Origin of the sequence: Streptomyces sp. NBC_00400 (assembly GCF_036048035.1) — a bacterium.
Lineage (GTDB): Bacteria > Actinomycetota > Actinomycetes > Streptomycetales > Streptomycetaceae > Streptomyces.
The window spans coordinates 3,986,456-4,004,297 of record NZ_CP107940.1; the positions used below are offsets into that span (position 1 = coordinate 3,986,456).

General features: G+C 70.7%; 13 protein-coding genes. 3 read left to right on the forward strand and 10 right to left on the reverse strand.

Annotated elements, in window-relative coordinates; genetic code table 11:
• Positions 1-179: 179 nt before the first annotated feature.
• The gene (locus OHS81_RS17310) at positions 180-1,526 is read right to left on the reverse strand and encodes a carotenoid oxygenase family protein (RefSeq protein WP_328385650.1); all 1,347 of its coding nucleotides are present in this window, start codon (positions 1,524-1,526) and stop codon (positions 180-182) included.
• Positions 1,523-2,113 (reverse strand): hypothetical protein, encoded by a 591-nt coding sequence (locus tag OHS81_RS17315; protein WP_328385651.1) that lies wholly within the window; start codon positions 2,111-2,113, stop codon positions 1,523-1,525. Before OHS81_RS17315 ends, OHS81_RS17310 begins: the two co-directional genes overlap by 4 nt.
• Positions 2,114-2,251: 138 nt before the next feature.
• On the opposite strand from OHS81_RS17315, the gene OHS81_RS17320 reads away from it, so the two are divergent.
• Together OHS81_RS17320 and OHS81_RS17325 are read left to right on the forward strand one after the other, a co-directional pair.
• A complete protein-coding gene (locus OHS81_RS17320; protein WP_443058857.1) occupies positions 2,252-2,866 on the forward strand; it encodes a PadR family transcriptional regulator in 615 nt (204 codons plus the stop codon).
• 96 nt (positions 2,867-2,962) lie between these two features.
• A complete protein-coding gene (locus tag OHS81_RS17325; protein ID WP_328385653.1) occupies positions 2,963-3,505 on the forward strand; it encodes an RNA 2'-phosphotransferase in 543 nt (180 codons plus the stop codon).
• Positions 3,506-3,607: 102 nt separating this feature from the next.
• Here OHS81_RS17325 and pspAB read toward each other — a convergent pair whose 3' ends face one another.
• The 3 genes from pspAB to OHS81_RS17340 all read right to left on the reverse strand — a co-directional run bounded on the left by pspAB (position 3,608) and on the right by OHS81_RS17340 (position 6,395).
• Complete coding sequence (gene pspAB / locus OHS81_RS17330) at positions 3,608-4,171, reverse strand: PspA-associated protein PspAB (protein WP_328385654.1); 564 nt, start codon at positions 4,169-4,171, stop codon at positions 3,608-3,610.
• A 111-nt stretch (positions 4,172-4,282) separates the two neighbouring features.
• A complete protein-coding gene (gene htpX, locus OHS81_RS17335; protein WP_328385655.1) occupies positions 4,283-5,182 on the reverse strand; it encodes a zinc metalloprotease HtpX in 900 nt (299 codons plus the stop codon).
• Positions 5,183-5,495: 313 nt separating this feature from the next.
• Positions 5,496-6,395, reverse strand: coding sequence for an LLM class flavin-dependent oxidoreductase (locus tag OHS81_RS17340; RefSeq protein ID WP_328385656.1), 900 nt, complete (start codon positions 6,393-6,395; stop codon positions 5,496-5,498).
• A 192-nt stretch (positions 6,396-6,587) separates the two neighbouring features.
• Here OHS81_RS17340 and OHS81_RS17345 point away from each other — a divergent pair, with 192 nt between their 5' ends.
• Positions 6,588-7,640: an HAD hydrolase family protein gene (locus tag OHS81_RS17345; RefSeq protein WP_328385657.1), complete on the forward strand. Its 1,053-nt coding sequence runs from the start codon at positions 6,588-6,590 to the stop codon at positions 7,638-7,640.
• A gap of 83 nt (positions 7,641-7,723) precedes the next feature.
• Here OHS81_RS17345 and OHS81_RS17350 read toward each other — a convergent pair whose 3' ends face one another.
• The 5 genes from OHS81_RS17350 to hisC form a co-directional block, all read right to left on the reverse strand.
• Positions 7,724-9,403, reverse strand: coding sequence for a sensor histidine kinase (locus tag OHS81_RS17350; RefSeq protein ID WP_328391222.1), 1,680 nt, complete (start codon positions 9,401-9,403; stop codon positions 7,724-7,726).
• A 284-nt stretch (positions 9,404-9,687) separates the two neighbouring features.
• The gene (gene cydD, locus OHS81_RS17355; protein ID WP_328385658.1) at positions 9,688-13,482 is read right to left on the reverse strand and encodes a thiol reductant ABC exporter subunit CydD; all 3,795 of its coding nucleotides are present in this window, start codon (positions 13,480-13,482) and stop codon (positions 9,688-9,690) included.
• 40 nt (positions 13,483-13,522) lie between these two features.
• A complete protein-coding gene (gene cydB / locus OHS81_RS17360) occupies positions 13,523-14,524 on the reverse strand; it encodes a cytochrome d ubiquinol oxidase subunit II (RefSeq protein WP_328385659.1) in 1,002 nt (333 codons plus the stop codon).
• Between the two features lie 9 nt (positions 14,525-14,533).
• Positions 14,534-16,042 carry a cytochrome ubiquinol oxidase subunit I gene (locus OHS81_RS17365; RefSeq protein WP_328385660.1) on the reverse strand — a complete coding sequence of 503 codons (1,509 nt, stop codon included), beginning with the start codon at positions 16,040-16,042 and terminating at the stop codon, positions 14,534-14,536.
• Between the two features lie 326 nt (positions 16,043-16,368).
• Complete coding sequence (gene hisC, locus OHS81_RS17370; protein ID WP_328385661.1) at positions 16,369-17,448, reverse strand: histidinol-phosphate transaminase; 1,080 nt, start codon at positions 17,446-17,448, stop codon at positions 16,369-16,371.
• Positions 17,449-17,842: the final 394 nt, after the last annotated feature.

Below are 17,842 nucleotides of genomic sequence, written 5' to 3' on the forward strand. Positions count from 1 at the left end.
TCCCACCCCGAGCTTCGCCTGGGGCGCCGGGACGGGCCTGCCCTGCATGCGGCACGGCCGGCCCCCGCCGCGAGCCCTGCCGCCTGCCGCAACCTGCCCGGCTTCGCCGTAGGCAGTCTTGAGTTGTCAAGGATCAGATCGTGGGCGGCCCCGGCCCCCTCATTGCGCCCTTCAATGCCTCAACTCACCGGATCGGGGAGCCAGTTGCCGTGGAATCCGTACGGCACCCGCTGCGGGAGATGGACCGTGGCGACCGGGTCGGCGGATAGGTCTTCCGTGTCGAGTACGACGAGATCGCTGGTGTCCGTGGAGGCGTCGTAGACATACGTGATCAGCCAGCCCGGGCCTCCCGGACGGTCGTCCGCCGGGGCGAAGACGGCCTCGGCCGGAGTGCGCCCCGGGCCGAAGTCATGCCGGACGACCGCACCGGTCTGCAGGTCGTAGCGGAGCAGGGCACCGGGTATCGGTCCGCTGCCCGGCAGCTCGCCGCTGGTGGCATGGCCGAAGCGGGCCGGCAGCCCGGCGAGCCGGTCATCCACCCTGGGGAACTCGCAGAACCGGTCGTCAAGCTGCTCCTCGGCGACCGTGCCCGTGATGAGGTCGATGGTCCAGCGCCAGAGGTGTGCCGAGGCCCTGCCGCCGAATGCGGCGTAGCGGGACACATACAGAACGATCCGCTGGTCACCCTCGTCGTGGGCATTCAGGGCGTGGAAGACATAGCAAGGGTCGATGGGCAGCCAGCGGACCTCGCCGTAGGGGTCATCACGCCGCAGCACCCCGAGCCGGGCGCCGTACTCCGGATCCCAGGAAAACGGCATGCCGGGGCGGCTGCGGTCGAAGACGACCGGGAGGTCCATGAAGACGACATGGCCGGCGGTCAGATGGAAGTCGTGCATCATCGTGTGCCCCGGACCATCGATGGGGCGGCTGATCACCAACTCCCCTGACACGTCGGCACGGTGGTAGGTGAGATAGGGCGGGGTGGGGCCGCCGTATCCGAAGAAATGCAGCTCGCCGGTGGTGGGACACGTTTTGGGATGGGCGGTCATGGCGGTGGTGAGCCGGCCCCCGAAGTCATGGACGCCGAGAGTCTCCAGCTCATGGCCGGGACGGCAGTCGATCTCGTAGGGCAAGGACGACTCGACCAGTGCGAGGGTGCGTCCGGCATGCCGGACGATATGGGTATTGGCCACGCCCGCCGCCAGATTGCGGCGGCCCTGCGCATCCACCGTGGGCTCGCCTTCGAAGGTGGAGGTGCGGACCCAGCGGTTGCGGTAGGAGACGGCCCGGCCGCCCTCCAGACGCAGACCGTGGACCATGCCGTCGCCGAAGAACCAGTGCGCAGTAGCGGCAGCCCTCGGGTTGGGGCCGTTCCGCAGGAACCAGCCGGTGAGCTCGGGCGGGATCGTGCCCGTGACCGGGAGGTCGTAGGCGGTCACCTCGTCCTTCACCGGGGCGAAGTTGCCGGCCATGTGGGGTGCGGGAGCGGTCGACGTGGTTGCGGTGGTCGGGGGTGTCGTGGTCATACGGCCAGGCCTCCTTGGGTGTCGGCCCGCGCGCCGGCGTTCTCCATGAAGCGGGCGCGGGCCCGCTCCGGGTAGGCGGCGGTGAAGCGGATGGGAAGGACGAATCCGGCGATCTGGAGGGCGATCGAGACGATGACGTTCCAGCCCTGGGCAGAAGCGACGGCCTGGGCGATCGCGGTGAGCGTGAAGGACAGCGCCCACGCGGCCGTGAGCACGATGTTGATGCGGCGGAACAGCGGGGTGTGCCAGACCTCGGGCGGGGCCATCCGCCGCGCGATCCCCATCGTGAAGGGCCTCCGCACGGCGATCGATACCCAGGCGATGAGCGCCAGCCAGCCCTGCGACAGGGCACTGCCGTACATCTTGAGTCCGCTGTCGGGACGGGCGAAGGCCAGCACACTGAGGCCCGCGAAGAACAGAATCGTGCCGTACTCCAGCAGCCGGTGGTCGAGCGAAAGCCCCGCGGCACGGTCGGCGATGAGCAGCGCCACGGCTATCAGCAGACCGGCGAGCGCCCCCCACTGCCAGCCGGCGGCGGCCACCCCCGCAAAGACCAGCCACGGAATGAAGCTCCGCAGGTAGTTCATGATTCCCCCTCTTCCTGCACGGCCGCGCGCCTCAACGCCGGGACGAGTCGCCACACTTGGCACACATTCCAACTTCGACATGTCGAATATAGAACCTCCACCTTTGACATGTCAACACTGGAAGGTAAAGTGCCGGTCATGAGCCTGAGACATGCAGTGCTGGGCCTGCTGGCCGAAGCCCCGGCAAGCGGATACGACCTGATGAAGCTGTTCAACGCCTCGCTGTCGAGCGTCTGGCCGGCCACGCAGAGTCAGGTGTACGGCGAGCTCACCAAGCTCACGGCCGCCGGACTCGTCGAGATCGCCGCCCACGGCCCCCGCGGCCGCAAGGAGTACGCGATCACCGAGGACGGCCTGGCGCAGCTGCGTCACTGGCTCACCGACGTCGAACCCGGCGGCCCTCCTCGCGATGACGGCCTGCTGCGCGTCTTCTTCCTCGGCATCGTGACGCCCCTCGAGGCACAGACTTTTCTCCTGCATCAGGCCGAGCGCGCCGCTCGTACCCGTGCCACGCTCGAGCACATCGAAGAGACCGCCGAGTGGGACGAGGAAATGATTTCGGTCTACGGGCGGATTGCGCTGGAGTACGGCCTGCGGATGTCGGCGACCCAGGAGGAATGGGCCCGTTGGGCAGCCGACGAGGTGACCAGCGCAAAGGCGAAAAGGGCCAGCGAACTGGCGAGGAAGCAGCACAATCAAGGCCGGCAGGAAGAAGGCCTGGAGAAGGGAAGCCGGCAGAACGAAGCGGAGTAGCGCGAAGGCAGGCAGAACGCCCCGGGCGGCCGCCCCACCGCCTCCCCGTTCCGCAATTCAGGTGCCGCCGCATGCCGCACGCGGCACCCTGGAGACATGGACAACCAGCGCTCCGTGCGCATCTCGAAGTACCTGGCGAAACATCTGCGCCATGAACCGGAGCGGATCGGTATCACCCTCGACGCCCAGGGCTGGGTGTCCGTGGAAGAGCTCATCTCAGCGGCCGCACGACATGGATTCCGCTTTTCCCGGGCGGAGTTGGCGACGGTGGTCGCCGACAACGACAAGCAGCGCTACGCCATGAAGAACGACCGGATCCGCGCCCGGCAAGGCCACTCGGTGCATGTCGACCTCGATCTGCCGCCGGCCGAACCACCCGCCCGTCTCTTCCACGGCACGGTGGCCCGCAATCTGGCCGCCATCCGGGAGGAGGGGCTGCGGCCGATGTCGCGGCATGCCGTCCATCTCTCGCCCGACCGCGCGACCGCGACCCGGGTGGGCGCCCGGCGCGGCAAGCCCGTGGTCCTGACCGTGGACGCGGGGGCGATGCACCGCGCCGGCCACGTCTTCCGGGTCAGCGCGAACGGCGTCTGGCTCATCAGCCGGGTACCGGCCCCGTTCCTGCGTTTCCCGGGCTGAGTCCTCGCTCCCGTAGGACCGCGCCGGAAGCGGTGTGCCGCGACGACCGGGGTCCACCCCGCTGTCCCCATACACCCACACCCGGCCCGCCAGGCCACTCCCTCAGAGGCCGGGCGCCCCCCACACGGGGAACCACCGCGCCAGATCCTGCTCGATCGTCAGGTCGTCCCCGAGCATCGCCCGCGCCTCCAGTTCGAGCGGGTTGTCGCGCTTCTCGCCGCCGCCCTCCTTGGGGGAGAAGGGGTAGAAGGTGCCGCGCTTGTAGAGGTAGACCAGCGCCAGCGACCGCTGCCGTTCATCACGGAAACCGACCAGCGAACACAGCAGCTGTGGGCCGAACCCCGCCTCCTCCAGCGAGGTATTGACCGCGTGCAGGTCGTTGACCAGGCCCGCTACGTCCTCGGGCGGATGCCGCGCGAGCAGCCAGGTATAGCCGTACGCGTCCTGCGTGAACTCCACCGAACCGTCCAGCAGGGAACGGGCCTCCTCCTGGATACGCGCGAACGTCCCGCCCTCGACGCTGGCGAAACACACCGACCCCAGGCCGGTGGGTTCGAATCCGGCGGCGGCCTGAAGGGTGACAGCGGCGGACGGCAGCGCGAAGAGCTGGTCGAGATCGGGGCGTACCGGTTTGCTGCGGCCGAGGATGGCATCAAGAATTCCCATGCGTGACGTACTCCTTGCTCGATACCTCCGGCCCGATCGCGCCGGCTGTCGCCTCTGCGCCCGCCGTCGCCACTGCGCCGGTCGTCACCTCCGCCCCGGCCACTCCACTCATCACGCCCGCCCCAGCTCCGCGGAGATCCTGGCCAGCTGGTCCAGCCGCTGTTCCAGCGTCGGGTGCGAGGACAGCAGCCGGCTGAAGCTCTCCTTGTTGAACGCCGGGGCGAAGTAGAAGGCGTTGAACGGCTGGGCCTTGCGCAGATCCTCGGTCGGGATCCTCGCGATCTGGCCGGTGACCTTGGTCAGCGCGGCGGCCAGTGCCGAGGGGCGGCCGGTCAGCAGCGCGGCGGCCCGGTCGGCGGACAACTCACGGTAACGGGACAGCAGCCGGGTCAGAAGGAAGCTGATCGCGTAGACGACCACGCTCACGGCGGTCACGATGAGCACCGCGATGGCCGCGTTCTGGTCCCGGTTGTTGCGCCCGATGCCGCTCCACAGGGCGGCCCGGGTGATGATGCCGGCCAGCACGCCGAGGAATGAGGCGATGGTCATCACCGCGACATCGCGGTGCGCGACATGCGAGAGCTCATGGGCCAGCACCCCCTCCAGCTCCTCCGGCTCCAGCCGCCTGAGCAGCCCGGTGGTGGCACACACCAGGGAGTTCTTCTGGCCGCGGCCGGTGGCGAAGGCGTTCGGCACATCCGACTCCGCGATCGCCACCCTCGGCTTGGGCATATCGGCCAGCGCACACAGCCGGTCGACGGCGCCGTGCAGCTCGGGCGCCTGCTCCGGTGTCACCTCGCGCGCGCCCATGCTGAACGCCGCGATCCGGTCGCTGAACCAGAACTGCGCGATGAACAGGGCGCCCGCGATCAGCAGCACCACCACCCACGCGCCCTTGAGCAGCACCACCAGCACGCCGACGACCACGACGTACAGCAGCCCGATGAAGAACATCGTGGTGACCATGCGTGTGGTCAGCCCGCGGTCCGGGGCGAATCGGGTCTGTGCCATGGCTCCTCCGAAAGCACCGCAGTTCGCGCAATGCGCCGACCGCTCGCGTGCCGCCCGCGCACCGCGCGCCGCGGGACGCACACCGCGCCCCGCTGCCCCAATTCTCCCTCTTCGGAGCTATATGCGGGGTAAAGCCCAGGCCAGGGGAGCGCCGGGCGCGTCGGGCTGCCGGGCGCGTCGGGCTGCCGGGCGCCTCCGGTGCCGGTGCTGTCGGGCAGCTTCGGGCCGGGGCTGCCGGGGCTCCCGGGGCTGCTGTGCCTCCCCGGGGCCGCAGGGACGCCCGGCGGCCGTGGAGACGCCTCCGGAGCTCCGCCTACCGGGCGGCCAGCTGCCCCAGACCCTCCGTCGCGACCCGTTCGAAGACCGCGACGTCGGCCTCGAAGACCGAATCGGCGATCGGCCAGTGGAGGACCAGCTCGTCGATGCCCAGCTCGGCGTGGCGGCCGGCGAAGTCGACAAAGGCGTCCACGGAGTCCAGCGGACGGTCCGGAGTGAAGCCGGTCAGCATGATCTTCCGCAGGTCGGCGAGGTCCCGGCCCTGGTCGGCACAGGCCTTGCCCAGCCGCTCGATCTGCCCGCGGATCGCCGCACGCGACTCGTCCGGCGTTCCGCCCCCGTTGGAGACCTTGGGGTCCCCCGTCGTCACCCAGGCCTGGCCGTACTGGGCGGCCAGCTTCAGCCCGCGCGGACCGGTGGCCGCCACCGCGAACGGCAGCCGCGGCCGCTGCGCACAGCCGGGGATGTTGCGGACCTCGTGCGCGGAGTAGTGGTCGCCGGCGTAGGAGACGACATCCTCGGTCAGCAGCCGGTCCAGCAGCCCGACGAACTCGGCGAAGCGGTCGGCCCGTTCCCGCGGCTCCCAGGGGACCTGGCCGAGCGCGGTGGCGTCGAAGCCGTTGCCGCCGGCGCCGATGCCGAGGGTGATCCGGCCGTCGCTGATGTCGTCGAGCGAGATCAGTTCCTTGGCGAGGGTGACCGGGTGCCGGAAGTTCGGCGAGGTGACGAGGGTGCCCAGCCGCAGACGGGAGGTCGCGGCCGCGGCGGCGGTCAGCGTCGGAAGGGCGCCGAACCACGCCTGGTCGCGGAAGGTCCGCCACGAGAGGTGGTCATAGGTGTACGCGGCGTGGAAGCCCAGCTCCTCGGCACGCTGCCACGCCTCCCGTCCGCCTTGGGACCAACGGCGGACGGGGAGTATCACGGTGCTCAGTCGCATACCCCCGAGCGTACGGCCGTCCGCACGGTGCGAACGCTTCACCTCGGTGCCGGGGACCGGCCCCGCCACGTCACCCCGGTGCCGTGGACGGGCTCCGCCACCGCCCGTCCTTACGCCATCCGCCCGGCCGCCACGGGCTCATGCGCGCAACCCACCGCACCCCTGTGCACGGCGGTACGGGAAGATGGCCCCGTGACTGATGCCCCCGCCACACCACCACGGGCGCCCGGAACGGCCGTTGCGCCCCGGCTGATCGCCACCGATCTCGACGGCACACTGCTGCACGACGACAAGACGGTCTCCGACCGCACGATCGCCGCGCTGGCCGCCGCGGAGCGGGCCGGCATCGAGGTGTTCTTCGTCACCGGGCGTCCGGCCCGCTGGATGGGCGTGGTCAGCGACCACGTGCACGGTCACGGCCTGGCGATCTGCGCGAACGGCGCGGCCGTCGTCGATCTGCACCGCGGCGGCCGGATCGTCGAGGTCAGCCCCCTGGAGCGCACCGTCGCACTCGCCATCGTGGACGCGCTGCGCAGTGCCGCGCCCGGCACCTCGTTCGCGGTCGAGCGCACCGGCGGTATCCACTACGAGCCGCAGTACCCGCCGCTCCTGCTGGACCCGGCCGCGGTCGTCGCGCCGGCCGAGAAGCTGCTGGCCGAGGACTTCGTCTCGACGCTGTGCCCGCACCCGACGGGGCACGACCAGCTCCTGGGGCCGGGCGGCCCCTCCGGTGATGTCTCTTCCGTAAGGGCTTCTTCCGCTGGTGCCCCTTCCGGCGACGCCCCCGCTGGCGACGTCTCCTCCGGCAACGCCAGCCGCCCCACCGATCCCACAGGCCCCGCCTTCCCCGACCAGCCCGTGATCAAGCTGCTGGCGCACCACCCCGAACTGGACCCCGACGCGTTCCTCACGCTGGCCCGTACGACCGCCGGCGATCTCGCGTCCTTCACCCGGTCCAGCCCCACCGCCCTCCTGGAGATCAGCGGTCCCGGTGTCAGCAAGGCCGGCACCCTCGCCCGCTGCTGTGCGGAGCGCGGCATCTCCCCGCAGGAAGTGGTCGCTTTCGGGGACATGCCGAACGACATAGAGATGCTGACCTGGGCCGGCACCTCGTACGCCATGGCCAACGCCCATCCCGACGTGCTGGCCGCCACGACGGGCCGTACCGCCTCCAACAACGACGACGGCGTCGCGGCCGTCATCGAGCGGATCCTGCGCCACGGCGGCCAACGGGACGGCCGGTAGCCCCGAGGGCGACAGCGCGCCGCCCGGTCTTGCCCCGGCCCCGCCGCCACGCCCGCGCCGCCCTGCCCTGCGCCGCCCCGCCCTCACAGCGGCGCCTCCCACCTCAGCGTCGTCCCCGTACCGTCCACGCCCAGCCCGGGGCCGTACGTGCTGGAGCCGCCCAGCGACTCCGCGCGCTTGGCGAGGTTCTTGAGGCCGCTGCGGCGACCGCTGCCCGAGATGCCGATCCCGTCGTCGGCGACGGTCAGGCGGACGCCGTCGGCGCCGTCCGGGAGCCGGATCGTGGCGTCGACGACGACCTCGATCCGGGAGGCCTGGGCGTGCCGGAAGGCGTTCGACAGCGCCTCACGCAGCGCGGCGATCAGGTTTTTGCCGGTCAGCTCGCCGACCCGGGAGTCGACCGGGCCGATGAAGCCTGCCGAGGGCTGGAAGCCGAGTGGTACGGCCGCGGTGCCGATTTCGCGCAGGACCCGGGTCCGCAGCCCGGACGGCGCCTCGGCCGGTCCCTGTTGCAGGGCGAAGATCGCGGTTCTGATCTCCTGGATGGTGACGTCCAGCTCGTCGACGGCCTTGCCGACGCCCTGTGCCACCTCGGGCACCACGGATCTGCGCTGTGCGCTCTCCAGGATCATGCCCGTCGCGAAGAGCCGTTGAATGACGAGATCGTGCAGGTCACGGGCGATCCGGTCGCGGTCCTCGTAGACGGCGAGCCGCTCGCGGTCGCGCTGTGCGTCGGCCAGCACCAGCGCCAGTGCGGCCTGCGCCGCGAACTGGGTGGCCAGCGTCCGCTCGGCGGCGGTGAACGGGCGGGCCCCCCTGGCCCGCGGGGTCGCAAGGGTGCCCAGCACCCGTCCGCCGCTCTTGAGCGGCAGCATCATGCTGGGGCCGAAGCGGGCCGCGATATCCGTGATCATCCGGGGGTCGGTGGCCGAGTCGTGCACGAACACGGGCTCCCCGGTGAGGAGTTGTTCCACCACCGGGCTGTGGGGCGGAATCTGCGTCCCCATGATCCCGCTGGGGTCGTCCGCCGACACCGCAACGATCTCCAGGCCGCCCTCCTCGTCGGGCAGCAGCACAATGCCGGCCGCCGACTCCGCCAGCTTGCGGGCCTGCTCGGCGACCACCGCGAGCGCATCGTCGACATCGCTGCCGGCGAGGAGTTCGGTGGTCACCGCCACGGAGCCGTCGATCCACCGCTCCCGCTGCCGGGTTGCCGCATGCAGCCGGGCGTTGCCGATAGCGATCCCGGCCTCGGTGGCCAGCACCCGCACCATGTGCAGGTCTTCCTCGCTGAACTCCCTGCCCTCGCGCTTCTCCGTCAGATAGAGGTTGCCGAAGATCTCGCCCTGGACGCGGATCGGCACTCCGAGAAACGTCCGCATCGGCGGATGCCCGGCCGGGAAGCCCGCCGAACGGGAGTCCTTCGTGAGGTCGGCGAGGCGCAGTGGCCGGGGATCATGGATGAGCGCCCCGAGCAGGCCCTTGTGGCCGTCGGGGAGCGCGCCGATCCGTTCGTGCTGCTCCCTGGTCACCCCGTACGTCACAAAGTCCGACAGCCCCTCGCGGGCATCGTCGATGATCCCGATCGCGGCGTAGCGGGCATCGGCCAGCTCGGCGGCCGTCTCCACGATCCGGTCCAGGGTGAGGTGCAGATCGAGACCCGCGCCGACCGTGCGCATTGCCTCCAGCAGCTGCGGTACCCGGGCGGTCAGCTCGGACGACAGTCCCTGCAGACTGCGGGTCGCCTCGGTGGCGGCGTCCATGGGGTCGGGGGCCGCACTCGCGCCGTCGCTCCCGGGTTCCGCGGGGTACGCGGAATCCGCGGCGTCCCCGGGGTCCGCGGGTGGGGGTTCTGCCGTGGCTGCCATGCCACGAGCCTAATAAGAGCTGTTTTCCGCGGAAAGTCCGGTTATGCGGCGGCGGCCGGGCGCGGAGGGGGGACGGGGGCCCTGTGCAGGACGGGACGAGCCTTGGCGCGGGCCCAGGACGGTGCGCGGTCCCGCGCCACCGGCAGCGCGTTGCCGTGTGCCACCGCTGGACGTGGGCCCTACGCCACCGGCTGCGCCGCCCCGTACGCCGCATCCACCGCCCGCTCACGCTCCAGCATCCGCCGGAACGGGCCGTCGGCCGCGGCCAGCTCCGCGTACGGCCCGCACTGCGCGACCCGCCCCCGATCCAGGACCAGCACCTCGTCGACCTCCTCGAGACCGGTGAGCCGGTGGGTGATCAGGATCGTCGTACGGCCCTCGGTCGCGGCCAGCAGATCGGCGGTCAGCGCATCGGCGGTGGCCAGATCCAGGTGCTCGGCGGGCTCGTCCAGAACGAGCACCGGGAAGTCCGCGAGCAGGGCACGCGCCAGGGCCAGTCGCTGCCGCTGGCCACCGGACAGCCGGGCGCCGTGCTCCCCGATCATGGTGTCCAGGCCGTCGGGCAGCCCCCGCACCCAGTCCGCGAGCCGCGCCCGGCCAAGCGCCTCCCACAGGTCCTGGTCGGCATCGCCCGAGGCGCCGTGCCGGTCCCGGCGGGCAAGCTTGAGGTTTTCCCGCAGCGAGCTGTCGAAGAGGTGCGCGTCCTGCGCACACAACCCCACCAGCCGCCGGACCGCGTCACCGTCCAGCGTCCTGGCATCCGTTCCGCCCAGCAGATACGTCCCCGACTCCCGGTCCACAAAGCGCAGCAGCACCTGCGCCAGGGTGGTCTTCCCGGAACCGGACGGGCCCACGACGGCGAGCCGGCGGCCGGCGGTCACGGTGCAGCCCACGCCGTCCAGCGCCGGGCGGTCCGCTCCCGGGTGGCGCGCGGTCAGATCCCGTACGACCAGCGGGAACGGCGCCTCGGGAGCATCGGCCGGCGTGGCCGGCTCCTGCACCGGGACCGGCGCGTCCAGCACCTCGAAGACCCGCTCGGCGGCGTGCCGGGTGCGCCGGCGGTACTGCACGGCGAGCGGCAGCCCGGTCACCGCTTCGAAGGCGGCGAGCGGGGTGAGCACGACCACGGCCAGCGCCACGCCCGACAGCCGGCCCGCGTGTACGGCCTGGACACCGGCCACCGCCGCCGCGGCGACGGTCAGTCCGCACAACAGCGCCGACAGCCCGGCGCCGGTCCCGGACACGGTGGCCGAACGGGAGGCGATCCGGGTCAGCTCCCGGTCGGCGCCCCGCACCGCCTCCGTACGGGCGGGGAGGGCACCGGCCACCGTCAACTCGGCGGTACCGGTGAGCACATCGACGACGCGGGTCGCGAGCCGCCCGCGCGCGGGCGCCAGTTGCCGCTCCGCCCGCCGGGCCAGCGCGCCCGAGAGCATCGGCACCCCCACGCCCGCGAGCAGCAGTCCGACGGCGAGAAGCGCACCGGCCTCCGGCAACAGCCAGCCGGTGAAACCGACCGCGCCCGCGCCGACCAGCACCGCCGCTCCGACGGGCAGCAGCCAGCGCAAGAAGTAGTCCTGCCCCGCATCGACATCGGCCACCAGCCGCGACAGCAGATCGCCGCGACTGCGCTCCTTGAGCCCGGCCGGTGCCAGCCGCTCCAGCCTCCGGAAGACGGCGACCCGTGCCTCGGCGAGCATCCGGAACACCGCGTCATGGGCGACCAGCCGCTCGGCGTACCGGAAGACCGCACGGCCGATGCCGAACGCCCTGGTGGCGGTGACCGCGACCATCAGATACAGGACCGGCGGCTGCTGCGCCGCCCGAGAGATCAGCCATCCCGAGGTCGCCATCAGACCCACCGCGCTGCCCAGCGCCAGGCTCCCCAGCAGCAGCGCCAGCGCGAACCGCGCCCGATGGGACCGGGCCGTTCGCCGCAGCCGGGTGAGCGCCGAGCCCCGGGCGGGGCCGGGAAGAGAGTCGGGCCCGGTGTCCTCATCCGGATCCGGCGCACCGGCCGCCGCCCCGGCGGAGCTCCGGTCCGCCTCGGCCGGGCCGACGACCGTCTGGGCGGAGCCCCGGCCCCCCTCGGCCGGGTCGACGACCGCCTCCTGGCACGACTGGCCCGTCTGGCCCGACCGACGCGAAGGCGCCCCCACGACCGCACCGGCACGGGCCCCCGCGCCCAGCGGATCCGCCGCGCCGTCCCCCGCCCCCAGAGGATCGCCCGTGTCCACGGGCCCCACCGCCCCCGGCAACCGCACCACCCGGTCCGCCACCGCCAGCAACGCCGGCCGGTGGACGACGAGCAGGACCGTACGACCGACGGCGAGCCGGCCGATCGCAGCCACCATCGCTTCCTCGGTCGCGCCGTCGAGGTTGGCGGTGGGCTCGTCCAGGAGCAGGATCGGGCGGTCGGCGAGGAAGGCACGGGCGAGCGCGAGCCGCTGGCGCTGGCCGGCCGAGAGCCCGGCACCGGACTCGCCGAGCCGGGTCGCCATGCCGTCCGGGAGCGCGTCGATGAAGTCCAGCGCATCCGCTTCGCCCAGGGCGTTGCGTACCGCGGCGTCATCCGCATCCGGCCGCGCCAGCCGTACATTCTCGGCGATGGTGCCCGCAAACAGATGCGGGTGCTGCGGCACCCAGGCGATCCGCTGCCGCCAGCTCTCGGGGGAGAGCGACGCGATGTCCCGGCCGTCGACAAGAGCCCGGCCACCGTACGGTGCGGTGAAGCCGAGCAGCACGCTCAGCAGGGTGGACTTGCCGGCGCCGGAGGGGCCGACCAGTGCGACGGTCTCGCCGGGCCGGACCTCGAACGACGTCGCCGGGAGCGAGTCGGCGGTCCGCCCGGGGTGGCGCACCACCAGCTCTTTCACGGTCAGCGCGGTGCCCTCGGGCGCGGGTGCGGTGCCGGCCGTGCGCAGCGGAGTCTCCAGCACCGCGAAGATCTCCTCCGCGGCCGAAAGCCCCTCGGCCGCCGCGTGGTACTGCGCGCCGACCTGCCGCAGCGGCAGATACGCCTCGGGCGCCAGCACCAGCACCATCAGGCCGGTGTACAGGTCGAGTTCACCGTGCACCAGCCGCATACCGATGCCGACCGCAACCAGTGCGACGGAGATGGTGGCGAGGAGTTCGAGCGCGAAGGAGGAGAGAAAGGCGATCCGCAGGGTGCGCATCGTCGCCCGGCGGTATGCGCCGGTGATGGCCCGGATGGAGGCGGCCTGGGCCTTGGCCCGGCCGAAGACCTTGAGGGTCGGCAGGCCCTCGACGACATCGAGGAAGTGGCCCGACAGCCGGGCGAGCAGCCGCCACTGGCGGTCCATCCGCGCCTGGGTGGCCCAGCCGATCAGGATCATGAACAGCGGGATCAGCGGGAGGGTGAGGACGATGGTGAGCGCCGAGATCCAGTCGCCGGTGACGATCCGGGCCAGCACGGCGAGGGGGACGACGACCGCCAGCCCCAACTGCGGCAGATAGCGGGCGAAGTAGTCGTCCAGTGCATCGATGCCCCGGGTGGCGAGGGTGGTGAGTTCGCCGGTGCGCATCTCCAGGGGGCCGGTGCCGTCGGGCGTGCCCGCGCCGGCCGCCCCGGGGCCGTACGGATCCGGGGCCGGCGTGCCACCGTCCGTGCGCCCGAGCACCGCGCCGGGCCCCAGTCGCGCCGCCCGCTCGATCAGCCTCATGCGCAGCTCGGACTTGACCGCCGCGCCGGCCCGGTGCGCGGCCAGCTCGGTGAGCCAGGAGACCAGACCGCGCCCGACGGAGACCGCGGCGAGCAGCGCCAGCGGTGTGGCCAGGGCGCCGGTACCGAGACGGTGCTGGAACGCGCCGACGACGATCTCGGCAATCAGCATCGCCTGGCCGATGACCAGGCCCGCCCCGGCAAGCCCGAGCACCACCACCGCGACGAGGAAGCCGCGGGTGGCGTGGGCGTAGCGGAGCAGACGCGGGTCGACCGGTTTCACGTGAAACATCCGTCCTGCTGGGACCGCCCCCGGGAGGGCGGCCGCTCAGCTAGTGGGCATCGGCGATGTGCTGGGTGCCGATGCGCTTGCGGAACACCCAGTACGTCCACCCTTGGTAGAGCATCACCAGCGGTGTGGCGAAACCGGCGCACCACGTGATGATCTTCAAGGTGTAGGGGCTGGACGAGGCATTGCTGACCGTGAGGCTCCAGCTCTCGTTCAGCGTCGAGGGCATGACGTTCGGGAAGAGCGTCAGGAACAGCATCGCGACCGCGGCCACGACCGTGATGCCGGAAAAGGCGAACGCCCAGCCCTCACGCCCGAGCTTGTTGGCCCCCAGCGCCGCTACCAGCGCGACCACCGCGACGATCATGGCGATCAGGCTGGTGCCGTCGCCCTTGCCTGCCTGGGTCCAGCCGAGGAAGCCGACCACCGGCACCAGGGTGAGCACCCCGAGGACGGCCGCCATCCTGCGCGCCCGCTCCCGGATGTCGCCCGTGGTCTTGAGCGAGGCGAACACCGCACCGTGGAAGGTGAACAGCGTCAGCGTGACCAGCCCGCCCAGAATCGCGTACGGGTTCAGCAGGTCGAGCACGCTCCCCACATATTCCTTGTGAGCGTCGATCTTGACGCCGTGCACGAGGTTGCCGAACAGGACGCCCCAGAGCACCGCGGGCAGCAGTGAGGCCCAGAAAATCGCGTTTTCCCAGTTCCGCTGCCAGCGCTCCTCGGTCCGCTTGTGGCGGTATTCGAAGGCGACCCCGCGCACGATCAGGCACACCAGGATCAGCAGCAGCGGCAGATAGAAGCCGGAGAAGAGCGTGGCGTACCAGTCGGGGAAGGCGGCGAAGGTCGCACCGGCCGCGCTGATCAGCCAGACCTCGTTGCCGTCCCAGACCGGGCCGATGGTGTTGATCAGTACGCGCTTCTCCCGCCGGTCGCGGGCGAGCAGCTTGGTGTGGATACCGATCCCGAAGTCGAACCCTTCGAGGAAGAAGTACCCGGTCCAGAGGACGGCGATAAGGACGAACCAGACGTCGTGGAGTTGCACAGTCGCCTCCTAGTACGAGAAGGCCATCGGCCGGTCGGCGTCCGTGCTGTCGCCGCCGATCTTGGTGGGCGGGTTGAGGTCGGAGTCGGTGAGCTCCTGCGGTCCGGCCTTGATGTACTTCACCAGCAGCTTGACCTCGACCACGGCGAGGATCGCGTAGAGCGCGGTGAAAACGATCATCGAGGTGAGCACCTCGCCCTGCGAGACGCCCGGGGACACCGCGTCCGAGGTGCGCAGCACGCCGTAGACGACCCAGGGCTGGCGGCCCATCTCGGTGAAGATCCAGCCCCACGAGTTCGCGATGAGCGGGAAGCCGAGGGTGACGAAGGCGAGCGACCAGTACCACTTGCTCAGCCGGGCACCGAGCACCTTGTTCTTGGTGAGCGCGAGGTGCGGTGGTTCCTCGTCCCCCGTCCGCAGCCCCGGAGCCAGCCAGAACTTCTTACGGGTGAGCCAGAGCCCGGCGAGCCCGATGGCGAAGGACGACATACCGAAGCCGATCATCCAGCGGAAGCCCCAGTAGGCGACCGGGATGTTGGGCCGGTAGTCGCCGGGCCCGAACTTCTGCTGCTCGGACTTGTTGACGTCGTTGATGCCGGGGACCGGCGAGCTGAAGTCGTTGTGCGCGAGGAAGGACAGCAGACCGGGTATCTCGATGGCGACCGTGTTGTGCCCCTTGTCGACATCGCCGTAGGCGAAGACCGAGAACGGCGCAGGCTGTTCCTTGTCCCACAGCGCCTCGGCCGCGGCCATCTTCATCGGCTGCTGCTTGAACATGACCTTGCCGAGCGAGTCACCGCTGACCGCCGTGAGGATGCCCGAGATGACCAGCGTGATCAGCCCGAGCCGCAGCGACGTCCGCATGACCTTGATGTGCTTCTTGCGCATCAGGTGGAAGGCGGCGATACCGACCATGAAGGCGGCGCCGGTGAGGAAGGCCGCGGTCAGCGTGTGGAAGGCGACGACCAGGGTGGTGTCCTGGGTCAGCACCTTCCAGAAGTCCGTCAGCTCGGCACGGCCGTTCGCGGCGTTGTACTTGTAGCCGACCGGGTGCTGCATCCAGGAGTTCGCCGCGAGGATGAAGTACGCGGACAGAATCGTGCCGATCGAGACCATCCACATGCAGAAGCAGTGGATCTTCTTCGGCAGCTTGTCCCAACCGAAGATCCACAGTCCGATGAAGGTGGACTCGAAGAAGAATGCGATGAGCGCCTCGAAGGCCAGCGGGGCGCCGAAGACGTCACCGACGAACCGCGAGTAGGCGGACCAGTTCATCCCGAACTGGAACTCCTGGACGATGCCGGTGACGACACCCATCGCGATGTTGATCAGAAACAGCTTGCCCCAGAACTTGGTGGCCTTGAGGTACTTCTGCTTCGCCGTGCGTACCCATGCGGTCTCGAGTCCGGCCACCAGAGCGGCGAGGGAGATCGTCAGGGGGACGAACAGGAAGTGGTAGACGGTGGTGATGCCGAATTGCCATCGCGCCAGAGTCTCTGGCGCCAACGCCAGTTCCATGCCGTGCTCCTTACGTCGCCGTTGCACTACGGCAATGCCCTGTATGCACCACATAAAGTGGCCCATACAGGACGCGCTTGTGAACGCGTTCACATTCACAAGCAATTATCTCCTACGGGTCTCAGCCATTTCTGCCGGGGGGTACGTGACTGCGGTCACGCCCGACCACCGGGCGCCATCCCGCCCTCCACCTGCCACGATTCCAGCCCGCACCGACGGCGGTCGGCGCACCCCGGCACCCGTCCGCAGCGGCGAGAAAGCGCGCATCACGCACGAGGCCGCAGGTCAGCAGACCCACGGCCCCGGCACACCCGTCCAACGGCGGGCTACAGCACCTTGCGGAACTCCTCCGCGGCCTGCAGGAACAGGTCCATCGCCGGCCCCTCACCGATCGTCACCCGTACGCCCTCGCCGGCGAACGGCCGCACGACCACACCGGCCCGCTCGCAGGCCGCCGCGAAGTCGGTCGTGCGGTCCCCCAGCCGCAGCCAGACGAAGTTCGCCTGCGATTCGGGGACCGTCCAGCCCTGCCCCAGCAGAGCGTCCACCACCCGAGACCGCTCGGCCACCAGCGCGTCGACCCGCTCCAGCAGCGCCGCCTCGCTGCGCAGCGACGCCACCGCCGCCTCCTGCGCCAGCTGGCTCACCCCGAACGGCACCGCCGTCTTCCGCAGCGCCGCGGCCACCGGCTCATGGGCCACCGCAAAGCCGACCCGCAGTCCCGCCAGGCCGTACGCCTTGGAGAAGGTGCGCAGCACACACACATTGGGGCGGTCGCGGTAGAGCTCGATGCCGTCCGGCACCTGGGGATCGCGCACGAATTCGCAGTACGCCTCGTCCAGCACCACCAGCACATCACTCGGCACCCGGTCCAGGAAGGACTCCAGCTCCGCACGGCGGACGACGGTGCCGGTGGGGTTGTTGGGGTTGCAGACGAAGATCAACCGGGTCCGGTCGGTGACCGCGGCGAGCATGGCGTCCAGGTCGTGTACCTCACCGGAGGTCAGCGGGACCTGCACGGACGTGGCGCCGGAGACCTGGGTGACGATCGGGTAGGCCTCGAACGACCGCCAGGCGTAGATCACTTCATCGCCGGGCCCGGCCGTCGACTGGACCAGCTGCTGAGCCACCCCGACCGATCCGGTGCCGGTCGCCAGATGTTCCAGGGGCACCGAGAACCGCTCGGACAGCTCCGCCATCAGGCCCGTGCAGGCCATGTCCGGGTAGCGGTTGAAGGCGCCGGCGGCGGTCACCACGCTCTCCAGGACACCCGGCAGCGGCGGATAGGGGTTCTCGTTGGAGGACAGCTTGTACGTGACGGGGCCGCCGGCCGCCGCCGGCCGGCCCGGCTTGTAGGTGGGGATGCCGTCCAGCGCAGCACGCAGTTTCGGGGTCTTCTCGCTCACCGCAGGTCCTCCTCGACCGTCCTGCCTCTTCTCCAATACTGCACACCTTATGAGGATTGACCCGTTCGGCGGCAGCCCCCGGCCCGCCGCCCGGCTCGGCCACACGCCTCGGTCCGGCACCGGGGAAGCCCCGCGCGGAGCCTCCAGGGGGCGCCGTCCGGTTCGGCGTGCGCTGGTGGCTCACTCCGTGGCGCGCGTCCCCCGTCAAGGTGACTTGAGGCCGCTTCGAGACCCGAAGCGATCGACAGGCAAACGCGCCACCTCTCCCCAGAAATGATCACCGATTGCGCCAACTTCCTTTGCTTCCATGAGAATTGAGTGCTTTCAGCCGTGCAGAAACGTACCTCTCCACAGCCATCACCCAAGCCCCGCGAATGGCCCTAATGAGCCCTAC